Annotated in this window: 19 protein-coding genes; 9 read left to right on the forward strand and 10 right to left on the reverse strand. The window is 68.5% G+C overall.

Features of this window, described 5'->3' with window-relative positions; all coding sequences use genetic code 11:
• Positions 1–61: 61 nt before the first annotated feature.
• Both KVT39_RS31320 and KVT39_RS31325 read right to left on the reverse strand, forming a co-directional pair.
• The gene (locus KVT39_RS31320) at positions 62–3,634 is read right to left on the reverse strand and encodes an indolepyruvate ferredoxin oxidoreductase family protein (RefSeq protein ID WP_217590919.1); all 3,573 of its coding nucleotides are present in this window, start codon (positions 3,632–3,634) and stop codon (positions 62–64) included.
• Positions 3,635–5,643: 2,009 nt separating this feature from the next.
• Positions 5,644–6,201: a sugar O-acetyltransferase gene (locus KVT39_RS31325; RefSeq protein ID WP_105389576.1), complete on the reverse strand. Its 558-nt coding sequence runs from the start codon at positions 6,199–6,201 to the stop codon at positions 5,644–5,646.
• A 432-nt stretch (positions 6,202–6,633) separates the two neighbouring features.
• Here KVT39_RS31325 and KVT39_RS31330 point away from each other — a divergent pair, with 432 nt between their 5' ends.
• Entirely contained in the window at positions 6,634–7,248 is a 615-nt protein-coding gene (locus KVT39_RS31330; protein ID WP_034179197.1) for a glutathione S-transferase family protein, read from the forward strand.
• Between the two features lie 37 nt (positions 7,249–7,285).
• On the opposite strand, the gene KVT39_RS31335 is transcribed toward KVT39_RS31330, so the two are convergent.
• Positions 7,286–8,248 (reverse strand): ion channel, encoded by a 963-nt coding sequence (locus tag KVT39_RS31335; RefSeq protein WP_217590920.1) that lies wholly within the window; start codon positions 8,246–8,248, stop codon positions 7,286–7,288.
• Positions 8,249–8,440: 192 nt separating this feature from the next.
• Positions 8,441–9,460: a sulfate ABC transporter substrate-binding protein gene (locus tag KVT39_RS31340; protein ID WP_217590921.1), complete on the reverse strand. Its 1,020-nt coding sequence runs from the start codon at positions 9,458–9,460 to the stop codon at positions 8,441–8,443.
• A 452-nt stretch (positions 9,461–9,912) separates the two neighbouring features.
• Between KVT39_RS31340 and dapA the strand changes: the two genes are divergently transcribed.
• Positions 9,913–10,806: a 4-hydroxy-tetrahydrodipicolinate synthase gene (dapA, locus tag KVT39_RS31345; protein WP_034179200.1), complete on the forward strand. Its 894-nt coding sequence runs from the start codon at positions 9,913–9,915 to the stop codon at positions 10,804–10,806.
• A gap of 56 nt (positions 10,807–10,862) precedes the next feature.
• Here dapA and KVT39_RS31350 read toward each other — a convergent pair whose 3' ends face one another.
• The 3 genes from KVT39_RS31350 to KVT39_RS31360 form a co-directional block, all read right to left on the reverse strand.
• Positions 10,863–11,234: a type II toxin-antitoxin system VapC family toxin gene (locus KVT39_RS31350; RefSeq protein ID WP_254640696.1), complete on the reverse strand. Its 372-nt coding sequence runs from the start codon at positions 11,232–11,234 to the stop codon at positions 10,863–10,865.
• An 8-nt stretch (positions 11,235–11,242) separates the two neighbouring features.
• Positions 11,243–11,452: a hypothetical protein gene (locus KVT39_RS31355; RefSeq protein WP_175748991.1), complete on the reverse strand. Its 210-nt coding sequence runs from the start codon at positions 11,450–11,452 to the stop codon at positions 11,243–11,245.
• 115 nt (positions 11,453–11,567) lie between these two features.
• Positions 11,568–12,653 (reverse strand): LysR substrate-binding domain-containing protein, encoded by a 1,086-nt coding sequence (locus KVT39_RS31360; RefSeq protein WP_217590922.1) that lies wholly within the window; start codon positions 12,651–12,653, stop codon positions 11,568–11,570.
• Positions 12,654–12,750: 97 nt separating this feature from the next.
• Between KVT39_RS31360 and KVT39_RS31365 the strand changes: the two genes are divergently transcribed.
• On the forward strand, positions 12,751–14,013 hold the full coding sequence (locus KVT39_RS31365; protein ID WP_217590923.1) for an MFS transporter: 1,263 nt from the start codon (positions 12,751–12,753) through the stop codon (positions 14,011–14,013).
• Between the two features lie 57 nt (positions 14,014–14,070).
• On the opposite strand, the gene KVT39_RS31370 is transcribed toward KVT39_RS31365, so the two are convergent.
• Entirely contained in the window at positions 14,071–14,709 is a 639-nt protein-coding gene (locus tag KVT39_RS31370) for a glutathione S-transferase family protein (protein WP_175748994.1), read from the reverse strand.
• Between the two features lie 112 nt (positions 14,710–14,821).
• Between KVT39_RS31370 and KVT39_RS31375 the strand changes: the two genes are divergently transcribed.
• Positions 14,822–15,742 carry a LysR substrate-binding domain-containing protein gene (locus tag KVT39_RS31375; protein WP_175748995.1) on the forward strand — a complete coding sequence of 307 codons (921 nt, stop codon included), beginning with the start codon at positions 14,822–14,824 and terminating at the stop codon, positions 15,740–15,742.
• Between the two features lie 173 nt (positions 15,743–15,915).
• The gene (locus KVT39_RS31380) at positions 15,916–16,200 is read left to right on the forward strand and encodes a hypothetical protein (protein WP_105389568.1); all 285 of its coding nucleotides are present in this window, start codon (positions 15,916–15,918) and stop codon (positions 16,198–16,200) included.
• A 70-nt stretch (positions 16,201–16,270) separates the two neighbouring features.
• On the opposite strand, the gene KVT39_RS31385 is transcribed toward KVT39_RS31380, so the two are convergent.
• On the reverse strand, positions 16,271–16,894 hold the full coding sequence (locus tag KVT39_RS31385) for an alpha/beta hydrolase (protein WP_105389567.1): 624 nt from the start codon (positions 16,892–16,894) through the stop codon (positions 16,271–16,273).
• Between the two features lie 294 nt (positions 16,895–17,188).
• Between KVT39_RS31385 and KVT39_RS31390 the strand changes: the two genes are divergently transcribed.
• From KVT39_RS31390 to KVT39_RS31405, 4 genes are read left to right on the forward strand one after another with little or no spacing between them, the layout of a single operon-like run.
• Positions 17,189–18,130: a glyoxylate/hydroxypyruvate reductase A gene (locus tag KVT39_RS31390; RefSeq protein ID WP_034179208.1), complete on the forward strand. Its 942-nt coding sequence runs from the start codon at positions 17,189–17,191 to the stop codon at positions 18,128–18,130.
• A 24-nt stretch (positions 18,131–18,154) separates the two neighbouring features.
• On the forward strand, positions 18,155–19,087 hold the full coding sequence (locus tag KVT39_RS31395) for a hydroxymethylglutaryl-CoA lyase (protein WP_105389565.1): 933 nt from the start codon (positions 18,155–18,157) through the stop codon (positions 19,085–19,087).
• Positions 19,088–19,113: 26 nt separating this feature from the next.
• Entirely contained in the window at positions 19,114–19,620 is a 507-nt protein-coding gene (locus KVT39_RS31400; protein WP_034179210.1) for a YbaK/EbsC family protein, read from the forward strand.
• Entirely contained in the window at positions 19,617–19,823 is a 207-nt protein-coding gene (locus KVT39_RS31405; RefSeq protein ID WP_034179211.1) for a DUF1289 domain-containing protein, read from the forward strand. The genes KVT39_RS31400 and KVT39_RS31405 overlap by 4 nt, the downstream gene beginning before the upstream one ends.
• Positions 19,824–20,078: 255 nt before the next feature.
• Here the strand turns inward: KVT39_RS31405 and KVT39_RS31410 are convergent, their stop codons facing one another.
• Positions 20,079–20,981 carry a DMT family transporter gene (locus KVT39_RS31410; protein WP_105389564.1) on the reverse strand — a complete coding sequence of 301 codons (903 nt, stop codon included), beginning with the start codon at positions 20,979–20,981 and terminating at the stop codon, positions 20,079–20,081.
• Between the last annotated feature and the right edge of the window lie 98 nt (positions 20,982–21,079).

The following is a 21,079-nucleotide window of genomic DNA, read 5'->3' on the forward strand; positions in this document are numbered from 1 at the left end:
ACCGCCCATAAAAAACGGCGACGCCGATGCGTCGCCGTTTTCACATCCGTCCGCGTTCGCGTTACTTCGCGACGACGACCGGAATCCCCTTCAGCATGCCCGCGCCCTTCATCTCGTCGAGCGCGTGCTGCACGGCCGCGCTCGTCGCCGCGTCGATGCCGAGCTGCAGCGCGAGCTCGCGCTCCGCGCGCTTCACGCCGGCCAGGTTGCGCACCTTCACGTGACCGAAGCCACGCACGCGGGCGTGCAGGTCGGCCAGCTGCGCGACCTGCGCCGCATTGCCGGCCGTCGTCGCGGCGAGCGCTCGGGCGAGCGTCGTCTCGTAGTCGTCGGCGAGCGCGCGTTCCATCCTGCGCTCGACGGTGCGGCCGAACGGATCGAGCCACGTGCCGCGCAGGCTGCGCACGCGCGCCAGCATGCCGAACACCGGCCACATCCACTGGCCGAACACGCGCTTCTTCGGCACGCTGCCGTCGCTGCCGGCCTTTGCGACCGTCGGCGGCGCAAGGTTGAACTTCACGCGATAGGCCTGCCCCGGCACGCCTTCGAACTGAGCTTCGAGCGCCGTGCGGAATGCATCGTCCGCGTAGAGCCGCGCGACCTCGTATTCGTCCTTTACCGCGAGCAGCCGGTAGAACGTCGTCGCGACCGCGCGCGTCAGCGCGTCGTCGCCCTTCGCGGCCGCCGCGTTCACGAGCGCCCGGTAGCGCTCGACGTAGCGCGCGCCGCCGTACGCGTCGAGACGCGCTTCCCGATCGGCGATCAGCTCGGCGAGCGTTTCCGGCGCGGCGTGCGCGGCCACCGCATGACGCGCGTTCCACAACGCATCGAGGCCCGCCGCATCGCCGGCCGCCATCCGGCCGATCGAGAACGCGAGCTTGTTCATCGGCACCGCGACGTTGTTCAGCTCGATCGCGCGCATCATCGCGGCGAGCGACACCGGCACGAGGCCGAGCTGCCACGCGTAGCCGAGCATCAGGATGTTCGCGCCGATCGAGTCGCCGAGGAATTTCGCGGCGAGCGCCTGTGCATCGCAGCTCGACAGGTAGCCGTCGCCGGCCGCGTGACGCATCTTCTCGAGCAGCGCGTCAGCGTGCAGGTTCGCGTCGGGGTTCTGCACGAACGACGCGTTCGGGATCCGGTGCGTGTTGACGACGATCCGCGAACGCTCGTGACGCACCGTCTGCAGCGCTTCGGCACTCGCGCCGACGACCATGTCGCACGCGAGCAGCACGTCGGCCTGCTGCGTGTCGATGCGCACCTGGTTCAGCCATCGGTCGCTCGCGGCGATCCGCACGAACGACAGCACCGAGCCGCCCTTCTGCGCGAAGCCCATGAAGTCGAGCACCGATGCGCTCTTGCCTTCGAGGTGAGCGGCCATGCTGATCAGCGCGCCGACCGTCACGACGCCCGTGCCGCCGACGCCCGTCACGAGCATGTCGAACGGCGCCGCATCGAGATGCGTCGCCGGCACCGGCAGCGCGTCGACACGCACGGCGAGCGCCGCTTCGTCGAACGCGGCACCCGCGGCCTTCTTCAGCGCCGCGCCTTCGACCGTCACGAAGCTCGGGCAGAAGCCGTTCACGCACGAATAGTCCTTGTTGCACGACGACTGGTCGATGCGGCGCTTGCGGCCGAGCGGCGTCTCGAGCGGCTCGACCGACAGGCAGTTCGACTGCACGCCGCAGTCGCCGCAGCCTTCGCACACCGCTTCGTTGATGAACAGGCGCTTGTCCGGGTCGGGGAATTCGCCCTTCTTGCGGCGGCGGCGCTTCTCGGCCGCGCAGGTCTGGTCGTAGATCAGCACGGTGACGCCCGGCGTCTCGCGCAACTCGCGCTGCACCGTGTCGAGCTCGCTGCGGTGATGGAACGTCGTGCCCTTCGGGAACAGCCCGTGATGGCCGTCGTACTTCTCCGGTTCGTCGGACACGACGACGAAGCGCGACACGCCTTCCGCCTCGACCTGCCGCGCGATCTGCGGCACCGAGATGCTGCCGTCGACCGGCTGGCCGCCCGTCATCGCGACCGCGTCGTTGTAGAGGATCTTGTACGTGATGTTCGCTTTCGCGGCGACCGCCTGGCGGATCGCGAGGATGCCCGAGTGGAAGTAGGTGCCGTCGCCGAGGTTCTGGAACACGTGCTTCGTGTTGGTGAACATCGCGTGCGCGGCCCAGTCGACGCCCTCGCCGCCCATCTGGATCAGCCCCGTCGTGTCGCGCTCCATCCACGACGCCATGAAGTGACAGCCGATGCCGGCCTGCGCGATCGAGCCTTCCGGCACCTTCGTCGACGTGTTGTGCGGGCAGCCCGAGCAGAAGTACGGCGTGCGCTTCACCGCGTCGGCCTCGTTCGACAGGATCTGCGGCGCGACGAGATCGACGACGCGTTCGCGGCGGTCGAGCGCCGGCTTGTGCCGCGCGAGCCATTCGGCGAACACCGGCAGGATGCGCGACGGGCGCAGCTCGCCGAGCTCGGACAGCAGGCAGGCGCCGGCAGCGTCGTGCTTGCCGAGCACGCGCGGACGCGCGCCTTCCGTGCGGTTGTACAGGTAATCCTTGATCTGCTGCTCGATGACCGGGCCTTTCTCCTCGATCACGAGCACTTCGGCGAGCCCGTCGACGAAGGTCTCGATGCGCGTCATCTCGAGCGGATACGACAGGCCGACCTTGTAGATCCGCACGCCGGCCGCGTCGAGGTCGGCCACCGTCAGGTCGAGACGGCGCAGCGCTTCCATCAGGTCGAGGTGCGCCTTGCCGCAGGTGACGATGCCGACGTTCGCCTGCGCGCTCGGTGCGATCCACTTGTCGATGCTGTTGGTGCGCGCGAAATGGCGCACCGCGTCGAGCTTCGCGGCGAGACGTGCCTCGATCGTGAGGCTCGGCAGGTCGGGCCAGCGGTTGTGCAGGCCGCCCGGCGGCGGCGTGAAGCCGGCCGGTGCCGGCCACTGCGTCTGCAGCGCGTCGAGATCGACGGTCGAGCCCGACTCGACCGTTTCCGAGATCGCCTTGAAACCGACCCAGGCGCCCGAGTAGCGCGACAGCGCCCAGCCGTACAGGCCGAATTCGAGCATGTCGGCGATGTTCGCCGGGTTCACGACCGGCATGTGCCACGCGATCATCGCGAAGTCGCTCTGGTGCGGCATCGACGACGATACGCAGCCGTGGTCGTCGCCCGCGACGACGAGCACGCCGCCGTGCGGAGACGAACCGTACGCATTGCCGTGCTTCAGCGCGTCGCCGGCGCGATCGACGCCCGGGCCCTTGCCGTACCACATCGCATACACGCCCTCGACCGTGCGCTCGGGATCGGCCTCGACGCGCTGCGTGCCGAGCACGGCCGTGCCGCCGAGTTCCTCGTTGATCGCGGGCAGGAAGCGCACGCCGCTGCCGTCGAGCAGTTTCTGCGCTTTCCACAACTGCTGGTCGACCATGCCGAGCGGCGAGCCGCGATAGCCGCTGACAAAGCCGGCCGTGTTGAGCCCCTGTTCGGTGTCGACCGTGCGCTGCATCAGCAGCAGGCGGACCAGCGCCTGCGTGCCGGTCAGGAAGATCCGGCCGCGCGTCGCGGTCAGGTTGTCGGTCAGGCGGTAGTCGGACAGGGCGGGCGGGCCGTCGACGGGCAAGCGGGCGGTCATGGGGGAAGTCTCCTGATTGTGCTGTGCTGTTCTGGGCTGCGCGGCGGGGCGTCGGACGACGCGTGATCGGCGCCAGCGAATGGCTCTATTTTTTCGCGCGCAGACGAGAATGTTTTTTCTCTTCTTGCTCGGGCGGGCCCGCAGCGAGAAAAACTGCGCAGCTTTTTATCGGGATTTGAGAGAGTTTTCGCGCGCGGTGGCGGAGCGGGATGGGCGGGGGGTCGGGACGGTCGGGTGGTTTGGTGGAACAACCGGTGCGGCCCGAAGGCAATCGGCCGGCGCGGCGGCGGGCGCTCACGCCTCGTGTGATAAGGGTTTCAGCTGTCGGAGGCGGTCACCCTCACCATTGAAATGCACAGCATTCCGATTGGTCGGGGCGCGGGATGTCCACAATGCTGCGCCCTTCGGCCGATCGGGCTCGCGCGCTCACCGTTCGATTGCACAGCGTTTCGAGTGGCGTTGGGGACGGGATGTCCACATCCGTGATCGGTATCCGTTTCGCTCGGGCGCCGACGCTCACCGTTGAAATTCACAGCGCGGCGAGTGAGTTTCGGCGGTGGATATCCACATCGGGAGCGGCTCTTTTCGTCGATCCGCGGTTCACTCTCACCGATCGGATACACAGGAGCACGAGTGGGTTCGTTCGCCCGATATCGACGCCGGAACAGACATGCTGCGCAGTCGTGGGGTCGCGCTCACCGTTGAAAACCACAGCGCTTCGAGTGGCTGTGGCGGTGGTTGTCCACCGCCCGAACTGCCTCTGTCGTCCGGTCTCGCGCGCACCCTCACCGTCGGAAATCACAGCGCGTCGAGTGGCTGCGGTGGTCGTTGTCCACCACCCGAACTGCCTCTGTCGTCCGGTCTCAAGCGTATCCTCTCCGTTGAAAACCGCAGCGCTTCGAGTCGCTGTGGTGATGGTTGTCCGCCGCCCGAACTGCCTCTGTCGTCCGGTCTCAAGTGCACCCTCACCGCTGAGAATCACAGCGCTTCGAGTGGCTGCGGTGGTGGTTGTCCACCGCCCGGACCTGCACTGCCGTCCGATCTCGCACACACCCTCACCGTCGAAAATCACAGCGCTTCGAGTGGCCCGGAGAGGCGGATATCCACATGGACGCGAATCCTTTGATCAGCCATGAAAGTGCGTTTCCAAGGACCACGACGACCGGAAGTCCACGCCGGCATCGGCACGCTGTCCGATCGGGCGTCGACGCTCACCTTCGAAATACACAGTGCCGCGAGTCGTTTGGTTGGCCGGATATCCACACGAGAATCCGCGTTGCCCTCGATAGCGTGCTCGCTCTCGAGCCTGAAATGCGCGGCGATTCAGACGGCGCTGTCGGCCGAACGGCCGCGTCTTGACCGGCTGTCCGCCGATAGCGCACTCACGCTCACCATTGAATTACACAGCGCTTCGAGTCGCTCGAGAAGGTTGAGACGCGCAATGAAATCTGCTCGTTGCCGGACCACACACCCACTCTCACCGTTAGAATGCACGGCCCGTCGAGTAACTTCCGGAACCGGATATCCAGCCCGGGACACATTCGCGGTTCGGTCACGCATTCGCGCGTTCGGCTAGAATGCGCGGCGCTCCGAATCACACCAAGGTTCGGGAAGCCGCGCCGGAACAGGCGCGTCGCGCGATCAGGCGCCGACACTCACCGCTGAATTTCACAGCATTTCGCGTCGTACCGCGGGTCGGTTATCCACACCCCTCTTCCTGCATTACGCGGTATCCGGTCATCCTCACCGGTGAAATGCACAGGGCTGCGAGTCGTTTCGGTGCGCGGATATCCACAACGGATCGCGCGAAGGAACGTTTGTCGGCACATCGGCTGAAGCGATTTGCGCATCGATGCGCAGCAATCCGGTAGTAGCCGGAAAGCCTTGTCCAGACAGCCTTGGCGGCACCCTCACCATTCAAATGCACAGCGTTTCGAGTCGCCTTGGGGGTGAGTTGTCCACATCCGGCCCATTGCGCTGACTCAAGCCGACACGCACTCCGGGCAACCTCACTCGGCAATCGAACGGATGACCGTTGCCGGATTGCCGCCGACCAGCGTATTCGGCGGAACGTCCCTGGTCACGACGGCCCCGGCCGCGACGACCGAATGCTCGCCCACCGTCACGCCGCCGATGATCGTCGCACCCGCGCCGATCCACACGTTCCGTTCGATCGCGATCGGCTTCGCGACGACGAAGTCGCGCCGCCGGGAAGGTTCGACCGGATGGCCGGACGTGATGAGGCTGACGTTCGGCCCGATCATCACGTCGTCGCCGATCTCGAGCCCGCCCAGATCGTAGAACGTGCAGTTCTGGTTGACGAACACGTTGCGCCCGATCTTCATGCCGGCGCCGCCCGTCGCATGGAACGGCGGGATCAGCACGAAGCCGTCGTCCACCTGCGCGCCGATCAGTTCGCTGAACAACGTTCGAACGTCTGCCGCATCGTCGAACGTCAGACGGTTGAGCCGCGCGGTGATCGCCATCGCTCGCTTGACCTCGGCCACCATGGCCGCCGATTCCGGCGTTCTTCGCGGAATGATCGTGGTGCGATCGTCGTTTGCCATTCGTTGCTTGTCTCCATGCGCGGTCGAACCGGCGGTGGGCGCGCGGCAGCGGCGCCGGGTTGAAGATTCCCGCGTTGCGCGAAGCGTCGCGATCACGGATGAATGCCTGCACTGCCATGTGCACGAGTGCAGCGGGAGAGGCGGTGCATTGTAGTGACGCAGGCTTACACCGGGATTTTTCGACGTTATTCATAACTAGTTTCAATATAACTAGTTATTCGAAGAATCCTTGTAGCACCGGCCTTCCACCCGATTCATATCCGACACAACACACCGGATGAGACACGCTCAGCGGGCCGCCCCTGGTCGGGCGCCCCCAGCCGGCCACCCTTAGCCGGGCGCCCCTAGCCGGGCGCCCCTGTCCGAACCTCCTGCGCTCGGGTACGCTTGAGCATCCACCGGACCCTGCCTGCACCCAAACGCGGAGGCGCGATGAAGCTCTACTACTGGCCGAAGACCCGGGCATTCCGGGCGTTGTGGATGCTGGAGGAAATCGGCGTGGTGTACGAACTCGTGCCGATCGACCTGCGCTCGCACGAACAGGGCAGCGACGCGTTCGTGCAGGTCAACCCGATGGCCAAGCTGCCCGCGCTCGACGACGGCAGCGCGCCATTCGCCGAATCAGGCGCCGTGCTGCTCTATCTCGCCGACCGTTGCCCGGGCGCCGGGCTCGGCATCGCGCCCGACGATCCGCTGCGCGGCCGTTTCCTGCAATGGATGTTCTTCACGCCGACCTGCCTCGAGCCGGCGATGGCCGAGAAGTTCACGGGCGCATCGGGCAATCCGGTCGCGTTCGGCTGGGGCAACATCACGCGCGTGCAGCGCGCACTCGCGCAGACGCTCGCCCACAGCCCCTGGCTCGTCGGCGACCGCTTCACCGCGGCCGACCTGCTGCTCGCCAGCACGCTGAAGATCGCGTTCGACGCGCATCTGCTGCCGCACGAAGGCGTGCTCGGCGACTACGTCGCGCGAGCCGAGGACCGCGACGCGTTCCGCCGCGCGGTCGCGATCGAACAACGCGAAGCGGCGCGTCTGCTGCACGCGTGACGCATGCGGGGCGGCGCCCGCCGCCCCGCGAGCACACCTACGCAGCCGGCCCCTGCGCCGCCGCGCCCGCGTCGACCACCACGCCCGGCGAACCGCGCTCGTCGGTGTCGGCGTCGACCGGCACTATGTCGTGAAAATGCGTGTAGTCGATGTGCGTGACGCCGTCTTCGTCGTGCATCAGGTCGACATAACGATGACGCCAGCGGATCTCCCCATGCGCCCACGAGTGACGCGCCTGCATGACCTGCGCGGTCGTCTCGTCCGAGCCCTCGATCGTGATCAGCAGCGACGCGTCGCGCGCGGCGAGCGATTCGGGCGTCTCGCCGAACAGCGCGCTCGATTCGTCGATCACGTGCATCAGGTTCCAGCCGAGCAGGAAGATCGGATGCTCGCTGCGCACGAGCGGCAGGTCGTGGATCTTGCGCAGCGAGTAGCCCTCGTGCGTGCCTTCGACGCGCATCAGCCGCAATTTCGCCTGCGCCTCGGCAATCACGTTCTGGCGCGCGTTCGCGGCGCGCACCATCAGCGTCATTCGGCCGTTCAGCGGCCGCACGATCGCATAGCGCGCGAACAGGATCTTCGCCTGCGGCCGGGAAAACCGCGCGAACACGAGCCCCGTGGCCAGCGCGATGCTCGACATCCCGACGAAGATTTCGAACGTCGCGACCAGGTGCGCATAAGTAGTCTGCGGATGCATGTCGCCGTAGCCGACGGTCGCGAGCGTCTCGACGCTGAAGAAGAACGCGCCGCCGAACCCCGCCGGCGACTGGTTCGCGATCGGCGCGTGGCCGAGCATGTAGAGCATCGCGAAACCGCCGTTGAGCAGCAGGAACAGCACCGCGAGCGACAGGAAGAACACGGGCCAGCTCACCGTCAGCGCGCGGTGATAGAAGTCGCGCCAGCCGAGCGGCGGCATCCCGTACGCGATCACCGGGCGGGTGCCCGACCAGAGCTTGCGGCCACGGCCGCGGGAGGCGGGGGAGGACGAATCGACGTTCATCGCGCGGTGCCGGTTGCAGGAAGGCGATGAGCGTAGCACGCGCGGCGGCGGCCGGGAATGCGTGCCGATTCGGAATGGAAATTTGCCGCGCGGCCGGACGCGTGCGGCCGCGCAGCGTCAAAAAAAACCGGCCGCATGAAAGCGGCCGGCTGCATCGTCATCGTGCGGACAAGCGCGCGGTGCGCGCCGCTGTCACTTCCGGTCGACGATCACCTGGTCGAACGTGCCGCCGTCGGCGAAATGGGTCTTCTGCGCGTTCGCCCAGCTACCGAAGACCTGCTCGACGCTGAACGTCTTCAGCGACTTGAACTCGGCTGCATGCTTCTTCAGCACGTTCGCGTCGCGCGGGCGCAGATGGTGCCGCGCGATGATCTCCTGCGCTTCCGGCGTGTACAGGTAGTCGAGATACGCCTGCGCGACCTTGCGCGTGCCCTTCTTGTCGACGACCTTGTCGACGACGGCGACGGGCGGCTCCGCGAGGATGCTCGCCGACGGGTACACGGCGTCGAACTGCGCGCCCGACGCGCCGGTGTCCATCAGCGCGACTTCGTTCTCGAACGTGACCAGCACGTCGCCGATGCCGCGCTGCGTGAACGTCGTCGTGGCGCCTCGGCCGCCCGAGTCGAGCACCGGCACGTTGCGGAAGATCGCCTTCTCGAAGTCGAGCGCCTGCTGGTCGGTCGCGCCCTTCTGCTTCTGGAAGCCCCACGCGGCGAGATACGCGTAGCGGCCGTTGCCCGACGTCTTCGGGTTCGCGATGATCACCTGGACGCCCGGCTTCGCGAGATCGCTCCAGTCCTTGATCGCATTCGGGTTGCCCTTGCGCACGAGGAACACCATCGTCGTCGAATACGGCGAGCTGTTGTCCGGGAAGCGCGCGCGCCAGTCCTTCGCCAGCAGCTGGCCGCGCTCGGCGAGCAGGTCGATGTCGTTCGGCTGGTTCATCGTCACGACGTCGGCCTGCAGCCCCTGCAGCACCGACAGCGCCTGCGCGCTCGACGCGCCGTGCGACTGCTTGAGCGCGACCGTCTCGCCGGTCTTCTGCTTGTACGCGGCGACAAAGCTCGCATTGATGTCCTTGTACAGCTCGCGCGTCACGTCGTACGACACGTTCAGGATCGACGTGTCCGCGTGCGCAGCCGTCGCCGCCACGACCAGCGCCGCCGCCGCGCCCGTGTGCAGCCAGCGACCGATCCCCTTGATGCTTGCCATCGTGATATGCCCCGTTTCCAGTGGTGGTGAATGTGCGTGACGGCACGCGTACGCGCTGTCATCGAAACGTAAGCGGGCATTCTAGCGGCCGGCCGCGGCGCGCTTTCCAATCAGTCGTGGAAAGCAAATCTCGAATCCTGCTAAACGGCGGCGGACGCTCGCGTGCGCGCCAGATCCGGTGTTAAGATCGCCGTTCAGCCCACTTCACGGTTCATCCATGTCCGCTGCCCTGCGTTCGCTCTCAATCCTCGCCGCCGTCGCGGCAGGTACGCGCGCGGCCGGGCTGAAACTGAAAAAACGACTCCTCGACTGACGGGGACGTCGCGTCCCGTCAGGCGAATGCCGGACGGGATGCCCGCAGGTCGTTTCTTTCTCCTTGCCCGCATGCCTCGTTCCGGCACTCCGCCGGCGGAACGGTTCCTTCCCACTCCGTTTCCACCATGAGGCTTTGCATGCACACACGTTTCGAAGGTATCTGGCTGCCGATCATCACGCCGTTTCACCACGGCGAAGTCGATCATGCGGCGCTCGCGCGACTCGCGCGCCACTATGCGGCCGCGGGCATCGCGGGTTTCGTCGCGGGCGCGACGACCGGTGAAGGCGTGCTGCTCGACGCACGCGAACAGGATGCCGTGTTCGCGACGCTGCGCGATGCGGCGCCTGGCCTGCCGATCGTCGTCGGGCTGACCGCGAGCGCGACGCATGTCGCGGCGGCCCGCGCGCGCGAACTCGCCGCGCTGCGGCCCGACGGGCTGCTCGTCACGCCGCCCGTCTACGTGCGGCCGACGCAGGACGGCATCCGCCGCCATGTCGAGGCGATCGTCGACGCGGCCGACCTGCCGGTGCTCGTCTACAACATCCCGTACCGCACCGGTGTGAACGTCGAACTGGAAACGCTGCAGGCGCTCGCGCGCGACCCGCGCGTCGCGGGCATCAAGGAATGCGGCGGCACGCTCGACCGGATGAGCCGGCTCGTGCACGACACGCCGCTCGCGATCCTGTCCGGCGACGACAACCAGAACTTCGCGGCACTATGCGCCGGTGCGCACGGCGCGATTGCCAGCAGCGCGCACGTGCTGCCCGAATGGCATGTGCGCATCCATGCGCTGCTGCGCGACGGGCGGCTCACCGATGCTCGGCGCCTGTCTGTCGCGCTGCAACCGCTCGTCGCGGCGCTGTTCGCAGAGCCGAACCCGGCGCCGGTGAAGGCCGTGCTGGCTGCGCAAGGGTGGTGCGAGGACGGATTGCGGCTGCCGTTCGTGCCGGCGAGCGACGGGTTGCGAGAGCGGCTGGCAGCCATCTTCGCGGCACTCGACGAAATCGAGCCGGACGTCGCGGCGGCATAAGCGTCAACGCCGCGTGGAGCGCTGGCGACAGAAGCGTTTCGGCCCGACGGATTATTTCAAACTGTCGGAACCAGAGACAGGCCGTACCGTGCAAGAAGGGCGTCGGCGGTCACGAACTGAAGCGGTTCGTGCCGTGCCTGCGCGACCAGCAAGCGATCGAACGGGGCGCGATGGTAGTGAGGCAAATCACGGACTGCTGCCCCATGCACGGCCCGAACCGGTAGCTCGCGAATCCCGCTTGCGCTGATCGAGCGAATCAGCTTGCCCACGTCAATGTCGAGCTTCCTCAAGCCGGCCTTGATGGCGGCCTCCCAGATACTCGCGCTGCTGACGAAACGTTCGTCGGCGGCCGAGATCAGTCCGCGCGCCCGCGTGCTGAGCTTGGGGTCATTGGTCACGATCCACAAAAAGATGTGCGTATCGAGCAACAGCCGCGTCAGCGCCCTTCGAAAGCATCCAGCAGGTAATCGGGCAGCGGAGCGTCGAAGTCGTCCGCGATCCAGGCCTGCCCTTGCAGGACGCCGAACCGAATGGGCGGCTTGGCAGGCGCGAGTCGATCGGCTGACGCCCCGTCATCGCGGATCGTGGAATCAGCCCGTTGCGATGGATCGATCGCACTGGCGTCGGGAATGTTCGCGTTTTGCATGATGACCTCCGTTTCGGGTGACCATCACTGTAGTCAGGTTCGCCCGGTCGATCCATTCGTCCGATCGGCCGAGGGGCTGCCGAGTCGCGAACCGCCGCGGCAATCGTACGTTTCGTCAGGCCGCCAGTGCCGCCCCCGCCCCCTCCGTCGCATCCCGCACCGCCTGCGTCACGATCCGCGCGAGCCGGTCGACGGTCGGCGTCGCCGACGACGTGCGCCGCAGCAGGATCAGCGGCAGGCGCGGCAGCTCCGGCAGCCCGGACGACGCCGCGTCGAGCACGCGCACCGACGCGGGCAGCCCGTAGTGCGAGCGCACCGTCAGCCCGAGGCCGGCCGCCGCCGCCGCCCATAGCCCGGCGAGGCTCGGCGTCGTGAATGCGACGCGCCACGGCACACCCGCGCGGTCGAGCGCATCGGTCGCCGCGCCGAAGAACCGGCACGGCCGGTCGAACACGACGAGCGGCAGCGGCTCGCCAGGCGCGCGCACGGCACGGCCGCCCGCTTCGCAACCCGTTTCGCCGCGCGTAACCGCTGCCGCACCGTCTTCCGCGCCGTCCCCGCCGCCGTCCGGCATCCCGAAACCGCCCGCGCCCGCCGCGCCGATCCATTGCATCGGCACCTGCGCGATCGCTTCGCTGTCGATCCCTGCCCGAGACACGAGCGCCGCCGACGCCGGGTCGCCCCACACGAGCGCGAGATCGAGCTGGTTCGCATCGAGCCGGTCGAGCAGTTCGGCATTGCGCGCCACGCGCGCCTCGATCCTCACCTTCGGATGCGCGCGCGCAAACCGCCCGAGCACGTCGGGCAGGATCGCCTCGCCGAAATCCTCCTGCAGCCCGACGCGCACCCAGCCGTCGAGATTCACGCCGCGCACGGCCGCGGCCGCCTCGTCGTTCAGCTCGATCATCCGCCGCGCATAACGCAGCATCGCGTCGCCGGCATCGGTCAGCGCGAGCCCGCGCCCGGCTTTCACGAACAGCGGCGTGCCGGCCTGCTCCTCGAGCTTGCGGATCTGCGCGCTCACCGCCGACGACGAGCGCGCGACGCGGTCGGCCGCCTTCGCGAAACTGCCGAGATCCACGCCCGCGACGAGGCTACGCAGCGCCGCCACGTCGAAATTGGGCCTTGCCTGCGCGGCATCGGCCATCGCGAGCGGCTCGCCGCCACCACGGGGAAGGTCTTGTCCGGGCACGTCAATCATCCTGTTTTATCGAACGATTCATCAAAAACTTTCCGATTTTCAGGATGAATGTAGGCCGCCAGACTGTCGATGTCAATTTCCAACCGGGCCTGTCGCCATGGATACCACCTGCTTCGCTTCCCCCTCCTCGCCCGCGCGCGGGCCGGCCCACCGCTGGCGCGTGCTGGCGGCCGGCGTCGCCGCAAACATGAGCTTTTCGGCCGCCGCGGCCGGCATTCCGACCACCGCCGTGTGGATGCGCACGGCCTATCACCTCGACAACGGCGCGCTCGGCCTCGTGCTCGGCGCGCTCGGCTTCGGCGTCGCGCTGTCCGAGCTGCCGTGGGGGATCGCCGCCGACCGCTTCGGCGATCGCCGCGTGCTGCTGAGCGGGCTCGTCGCGACGGCCGCGATGCTCGCGCTGATGGTGTGCACGATCGTCCCGACCGCGCACGCGGTGCCGCCGCTGATGCGCGTCGTCGCGATGATGAGCTGCGTCGGCCTGCTTGGCGGCAGCGTGAACGGGTCGAGCGGGCGCGCGGTGATGCGCTGGTTCGGCGAGCGCGAACGCGGCCTCGCGATGAGCATCCGCCAGACGGCCGTGCCGCTCGGCGGCGGCATCGGCGCGGCACTGCTGCCGTCGCTCGCGTCGCATCTCGGCTTCGCCGCGGTATTCGGTGCGCTGATGCTGCTGTGCGCGGGATCGGCCGCGCTGACCTGGCGCTGGCTGCACGAACCGCCCGCCGCGCCGGCCGCCGTGCACGGCACCGTGCATCGTCCCGTCGAACAGCAGCAGCCCGCCCGGCAAACGCGCAGCCCGCTCGCGAGCGGCCGCGTGTGGCGCATCGTGCTCGGCATGGGCCTGCTGTGCACGCCGCAGTTCGCGGTGCTCACGTTCGCGACGGTGTTCCTGCACGACTTCGGCCGGCTCGGCCTCGCCGGCATCAGCGCGGCGATGGTCGCGCTGCAGCTCGGCGCGATGGTGATGCGCGTCTGGAGCGGCCGTCATACCGACCGGCACGGCAACCGCCGCGCGTACCTGCGCGGTTCGGTGCTCGTCGCCGCCGGGTCGTTCGCGCTGCTTGCCGCCGTGACGGCCGGCAGCCCACACGTGCCGCTCGCGGCGATCGTCGCGATTCTCGTGTTCGCGGGCGTCTGCGTATCGGCATGGCACGGCGTCGCGTACACGGAGCTCGCGACGCTCGCCGGCGCGAACCACGCGGGCACCGCGCTCGGGATGGCGAACACGATCGTCTACCTCGGGCTGTTCGCGACGCCGCTCGCGATTCCGCCGCTGCTCGCCGTCAGTTCGTGGGGCATGGTCTGGCTCGCGGCCGCGCTGGTCGCCGGCGCGACCTATCCGCTGTTCGCCGCGCGATAGCGCGCCGCATGTTGCACGCCGGGCATCGCCGCGCACGCACCGACGCTCGCGCATCCGTCAGCCCGCCTCGCGCGCCAGCGCGCGCCGCGCGGCCGGCCGTTCGGCCTCGCGCTGCGCATGAGCGGTCCACGCGGGATGCCGCGTCATGTCGAGCCCGATCGCGACGCCCCAGCGATACAGCACGAGCAGGAACGGATCGACGATCGAATGGCCGCCCGGTTCGGCCCACGTGCGGCCGTCGGCGAGCGCGGCTTCGATCTTCTCGTTCGCGGCATCGATCGTGCCGCGACCGTGCTCGCTGACCGCACCGTGCAGGGCCGGGTCGCCGATGAAGCGGCCTGGCCGCCACAGCGCGCCGTAGCCGACGCCATGCACCCAGCCGACCAGCCAGGCGAGCCATTCATGGCAGCGCGCCTCGCGCAGCGGATCGCCAAGCGGCAGCAATTGCGCATCCGGATAACGGCGCGCGAGATACGTGAGGATCGCGGGCGTTTCGGTCAGCACGCGCGGCTCACCCGGAATCGCGAGCACGGGCACGCGCGCCTTCGCGTTGATCGCGAGATAGCGCGCTTCGAGGTTCTGCTGCTTCTGCACCGAGACGATCTCGACGTCGAACGGCGCGCCGGTTTCCTCCAGCGCGATGTGAGCGGCAAGCGAGCACGCGCCCGGCGAAAGATAGAGACGATATGCGTTCATGATGGTATGGCCCGACCGGGCTGTGGAAGACTGAACCGAGTGTAGGAATGCGTGGCCGGGCGCCGCAAACGATGAATTGTCGTGCTCGGACATTAGTGTTACTAATACCCGCATGCGACGTATCCACCTCCCTCCGCTGCAGACGCTGCGTGCGTTCGAGGCCGCCGTGCGGCTGCAGAGCTTCACGCGCGCGGCCGATGCACTCGCACTCACGCAAGGCGCGGTCAGCCAGCACATCCGCACGCTCGAGGCGCAGCTCGGCTATCCGCTCTTCACGCGCGAGCGCAACGGCGCGACACCGACGCACGCCGCGCACGCGCTCGCGCTGCAGGTGCGCCAGGGCCTGAGCGTGCTCGAACGCGCATTCGAGCCGACGCTCGCCGTGCGCAGCCGCCCGCGCACCTGCGACGTCACGCTGAACGTCAGCGTGCTGCCGAGCGTCGCCGAGCGCTGGCTCGCACCGCGCCTGCCGCGCTTCTCGGCCGCGCATCCGCACATTGCGATCGCGCTGCACCCGGACGCGACGCTCGCGCCGCTGCGCAAGCGCGACCGCATCGACGTCGCGCTGCGCTACGGGCCCGGCACGTGGCCGGGCGTCGTCGCCGAGAAGCTGATGAACGAGACGATCTTTCCGGTCGCGAGCCCCACGTACCGCAATCGCGACGGCGTCGTGCCGCGCGCGCCGGCCGATCTCGTGCGCGCGACGCTGCTGCGCCATCCCGCGCAACCGTGGGAACCGTGGTTCCAGGCCGCGCGGCTCGACCTCACCGAATCCGCGCGCGCGCCGCGCTTCACCGATGCGAACGCGCTGATCGACGCGGCGCTGAAAGGGCGCGGCGTCGCACTCGCACGCCGCTCGCTGATCGAGCCCGAACTCGCGGCCGGCACGCTCGTGCGCGTGTCGACGGTGCGCGTGACCGACGTGTATGCGCACTACGTCGTGTGGCGCCCCGGCCATCCGCACGAAGCGGCGATCCGCACCTGGCTCGACTGGCTGCGCAGCGAAGTGCGGCGCAGGACGCCGCGGCGCTGACAGACGGCGGCCGGCGATGGCCGCATGCCGGCTGCATGCGCGCACGAAAGTAATTCGTTAGTTTGACGAAAGCATTTCGCGATCACGTGCCGGTCGCAAACGATTCACCGAAACGTCGCATCGCACCGGCATACTCGAAAACGTTTCCCGATCAGCCTGCCAGGAGAGAAGTCATGCGTCGCGTTTCCGTCTTCGTCGTTCTTTGTGCCGCCGCTTTGGTCGCCGCCTGCAGCGACGACGCGCCGCACGACGCGCACGCGGCCGACGCATCGCAGCAGGCCGGCGCATCGAGCGGCTCCGCCAGCGCGTTCAACAGCGATGCCAGCGCGAATGCCGCCGCGTCCGGTGCCGCGCCGCTCGCGCCGCCCGTCGTGCATTACCCGCCCGATGACGACGACGACGCGAAGCCCGCGTCGAACGCGGCCGCGTCGGCCACCGCTGCATCTTCGCCGAGCTGATCGCGCCGTTTCCGCCCCCCGACCGCAGAACCGAGGTGAACAGCGTGGCGGGCAGCAGCCGCCCCGCCCGTCAGACCGCGTGTGCGAGCGCACGGTCGACGAGCGCGGCCTCGAAGCCGTCGTCCGCATCGCGAAAGCGCAGCGGCGCCGCGCAATGGACGAGCGTGTCGATGAAATACTTCGCGCGCGGCCACGGCCCGAAACCGGCCGCCGTATTGATGTGCCCGGCATCGCCAAGGTTCACGAACGCGCTGCCCAGGCGCTGCGCGAGCGTGCGCGCATCGGCGAGCGGCATCCACGGATCGGTCTCGCTGCCGATCACGATCGACGGCACCGCGAGCCGGCGCGCGTCGAACGGCCCGGCAAACGTGAATTTCTTCGGGCTGGCGGGCGCGACGAACAGTACGCCCGCGACATCGCCGGCATGCGGCCACTGCGCGAGCGCATGCGCGGCCGCGAGGCAGCCGAAGCTGTGCGCGGCGAGCACGAACGGGCCGCGCTCGCGGTCGAGCAGCGCGCGCACGGATTGCGCCCAGCGCGCGAGATCGGGGGCATCCCAGTCGTCCTGCTCGACGCGCAGCGAGCGCGGGAACTGCCGCTCGAGCCAGGTCTGCCAGTGAGCGCCTTCGCTGCCGTGCAGGCCCGGTACGGTGACGAGCCGCGGCGGCCACGCCGATTTGCTGCATGCGCGCATGATTGCCCTCGCTTGCTTGAAGACGAGTTTCGATTGTGGCGCGCGGCGCCCGGCGGCCGAACCAATATTTTGTGCTTTGCTTTTGCGCGCGCCGGCCCGCGCAACGGCGCAATTCGCGTCGAAACCGTAGAATGTGGGCTTCCCGTCAGCTTCACACGGAACCGGGCCGGGCGCCGACGCGCCGGGCCCGGTCGTCAGGAGACGCCCGATGTCCGCTACGCCCGCCGGCGCGCTGCGCCCGGCCCCTCTCGCCGTTCCCGTGACGAGCCTCGCCGGCGCGCGCGAAGTCATGCAATGAAGATCCTGTTCTATTCCCCGCACCAGGAAGCCGCCGCGTGGCGCGACGAGATCGCGCACGCGCTGCCGGAAGCCGAACTGCGCGCATGGCAACCGGGCGACACGGCCGCCGCCGACTACGCGCTCGTGTGGCGCGCGCCGCGCGAGTTGTTCGCGCCGCGCGACGGCCTGCGCGCGATCTTCAACCTCGGCGCGGGCGTCGACGCGCTGCTCGCGCTCGACCGCGCGCATCCGGGCACGCTGCCCGCGCACGTGCCGCTCGTGCGGCTCGAGGATTCGGGCATGGCGCAGCAGATGGTCGAATACGTGACGCACGCGGTGCTGCGCTACCTGCGCCGCTTCGACGAATACGACGCGCAGCAGCGCGAGCGCCGCTGGCACCCGCTCGAACCGCATCCGCGCGCAACGTTCACCGTCGCCGTGCTCGGCCTCGGCGTGCTCGGCGCGCAGGTTGCGCTCGCGCTCGCCGCGCTCGGCCTGCCGGTGCGCGGCTACAGCCGCAGCGCGAAGCAGCTCGACGGCATCGCGACCTTCGCCGGCGACGGCGCGTTCGACGCGTGCATCGACGGCGCGAAGGTGCTCGTCAACCTGCTGCCGAGCACGCCCGACACCGACGGCATCCTGTCGTCGCGCGCGTTCGCGCGGCTCGCGCCCGGCGCGTACGTCGTCAACGTCGCGCGCGGCGCGCATCTCGTCGAGGCCGACCTGCTCGACGCGCTCGCGAGCGGCCGGATCGCCGCGGCCACGCTCGACGTGTTCCAGCACGAACCGCTGCCGGACGACCATCCGTTCTGGCGCGCGCCGCGCATCACGATCACGCCGCACAGCTCGGCCGAAACGCTGCGCGCGGAGGCCGTCGAGCAGATCGCCGGCAAGATCCGCGCATTCGAGCGCGGCGAGCGCGTCGGCGGCATCGTCGACTACGCGCGCGGCTACTGAACACAGACAAAACCGGAGACAACCATGAGCTTCCCCACCGCCGTCAAGATCGTCGAAGTCGGCCCGCGCGACGGGCTGCAGAACGAGAAGACCTTCGTGCCGACCGACGTGAAGATCGCGCTCGTCGACCGCCTGTCGCGCGCCGGCTTCCGCAACATCGAGGCCGCGTCGTTCGTGTCGCCGAAATGGGTACCGCAGATGGCCGACGGCGCCGACGTGATGGCCGGCATCGAGCGCCGCGCGGGCACCGTGTACTCGGTGCTCACGCCGAACCTGAAGGGCTTCGAGAACGCGCTCGCCGCACGCGCCGACGAAGTCGTGATCTTCGGCGCGGCGAGCGAGGCGTTCTCGCAGCGGAACATCAACTGCAGCATCGCCGAGAGCATCGCGCGCTTCGAGCCCGTCGCGAAGGCCGCGAAGGACGCGGGCCTGCGGCTGCGCGGCAGCGTGTCGTGCACGCTCGGCTGCCCGTACCAGGGCGAGGTGCCGGTCGCGTCGGTCGTCGACGTCGTCGAACGCTTCGCGGCGCTCGGCTGCGACGAGATCGACATCGCCGATACGATCGGCGTCGGCACGCCCAAGCGCACGCGCGAAGTGCTCTCGGCCGTCACGCGCGTGTTCCCGCGCGAACGCCTGTCGGGCCATTTCCACGACACCTACGGCCAGGCGCTCGCGAACATCTACGCGGCGTTGTTCGAAGGGATCGAGATCTTTCACGCGTCGGTCGCCGGCCTCGGCGGCTGCCCGTACGCAAAGGGCGCGACCGGCAACGTCGCGACCGAGGACGTGCTGTACCTGATGCAGGGCCTCGGCATCGACACCGGCGTCGATCTCGCGCAGGTCGTCGCCGCCGGCGACTTCATCTCGAACGCGATCGGCCGCACGAACGTGTCGCGCGCCGGTCGCGCGCTGCTCGCCAAGGCGCAGAGCGCGGCCGACGCCGCGACCTGCGTCTGACCCCGGCATTCCATGGATTCCTCAACATGACGACACCTGCTTCATTCGATTCCCTCCCCGATTCCGCGCGCAGAGTCGCGCTGCTGCTGCGCGAGCGCGGCCATGCGAAAGGCATCGTGATGCTCGCCGAAACCGGCAAGACGTCGGCCGAAGCCGCGGCCGGGCTCGGCTGCGAGGTCGCGCAGATCGCGAAGTCGATCCTGTTTCGCCGGCAGTCGGACGGCGCGCCCGTGCTCGTGGTCGCGAGCGGCGTCAACCGCGTCGACGAGAAAAAGGTTGCCGCGCAGGTCGGCGAGGTGGGCCGCGCGGACGCGAAGTTCGTGCGCGACAACACCGGCTATGCGATCGGCGGCGTCTGCCCGATCGGCCATCTCGTCGAACCCGTCACGCTGATCGATGCCGACCTGCTCGAGCTCGACAGCCTGTGGGCGGCCGCCGGCCATCCGCACGCGGTGTTCAACCTGTCGCCGCACGAACTCGTGTCGCTGACGGGCGCGCCGGTCGCGGACGTCGCCTTGCGGGACAACGCATGAGCGACGTGCAGGTGCCGGTCGGCACGGTCGCCTCGCCGTGCACGGACGTCTGCAGGATCGATCCGCGCACCGACTGGTGCGCGGGCTGCCTGCGCACGCGCGACGAGATCAAGGGGTGGCGTGCGTCGGACGACGACGCGCGGCGCGCGCTGCTCGCACGGCTCGATGCGCGGCGGCGCATGCTCGCCGGGAGCGGCACATAAAAAAAAAGCCGTTCAGCCTCACGGGCGAACGGCATCGAGATCGGAATCCTGTGAACGTGATCAACGTCACAGCCCGCATGATACGAGCGACGCGGCCGCATCGCATCGGGTGTTTCCCTACAACTTCTTACAGCGTCTTTCGCGCGTGCGCGCGGGCTCATTTCGAGCACAATCCGCGCGCAATCCTCGTACCCGAAATCCGCCGCCGGCGAGCCGCGGCGGTACCCCGTCGCAGCGCCGAATCGTACGACCGTTTCAGTTGCCGACCGCCGTGCGACGCGCGGGCACGATGCGCCAGCCGAGATTCACGCCGGCCGCCGCGAGCAGGATCAGCAGCGCGCCGAACACCTGCGTCCACGCGAGCGTCTGCCCGAACGCAACACGATCGACGACGATCGCGACGACCGGATACACGAACGACAGTGCGCCTGTCATCGCGGTCGGCAGCTTCTGGATCGCGCCGTACAGCAGCACATACATCAGGCCCGTGTTCACGACGCCGAGCACGACGAGGTCGAGCCATTGCCCGGCAGTCGCGGGCAGCGTATCGAAGTGCGCGAACGGCGCGAGCAGCACGATGCCGAGGCCGGCCTGCAGCAGCGCGAGCAGATGCGGCGGCGTGCCCTTCAGATGCTTCGTGACGATCGACGAGATCGCATACAGGAATGCCGCGCCGAGCGACAGCGCGACGCCTTCCAGATATTCGCCCGGCACCGCGAGCACGGCCGGCTCGACGCGCACCACGAAGACAAGCCCGGCGAACGCGAGCGCGAGCCACGCGATCGTCGATGCGGTGATCCGTTCGCGGAACACGATCGCGCCGAGCGCGACGAGCATGAACGGCTGCGTGTTGTAGACGGCGGTCGCCATCGAGATCGACGCGCGCGAATAGGCGGCGAACAGCAGCAGCCAGTTCGCGACGATCGCGACGCTGCCGAGCGTCGCAAGTGCGAGCATCCGCAGCGAGAACAGCGAGCGGCGCAGGAAGCCGAACGCCGCGCAGACGATCGCGAGCGTCGCGGCGCCGAACAGGCAGCGGAAGAACACGACGTTCGTCAGCGGCTGCTGCGACGACATCACGAGCCAGCCGATCGTGCCGGACATCATCATCGCGACGACCATTTCGGCGGCGCCGCGGCGAATTTCATTCGAGGCCATATTGAACTCCGTCGATGAGAGTGGATGACTTCGATTCTAGAAACTTGCTTTCGCCGCAACCATGGCTAAACTGAAGTGAATCAGCCGATTTACCTTCG

It is taken from the genome of Burkholderia sp. GbtcB21 (assembly GCF_019091065.1).
Taxonomy (GTDB): Bacteria; Pseudomonadota; Gammaproteobacteria; order Burkholderiales; family Burkholderiaceae; genus Burkholderia; species Burkholderia pyrrocinia_C.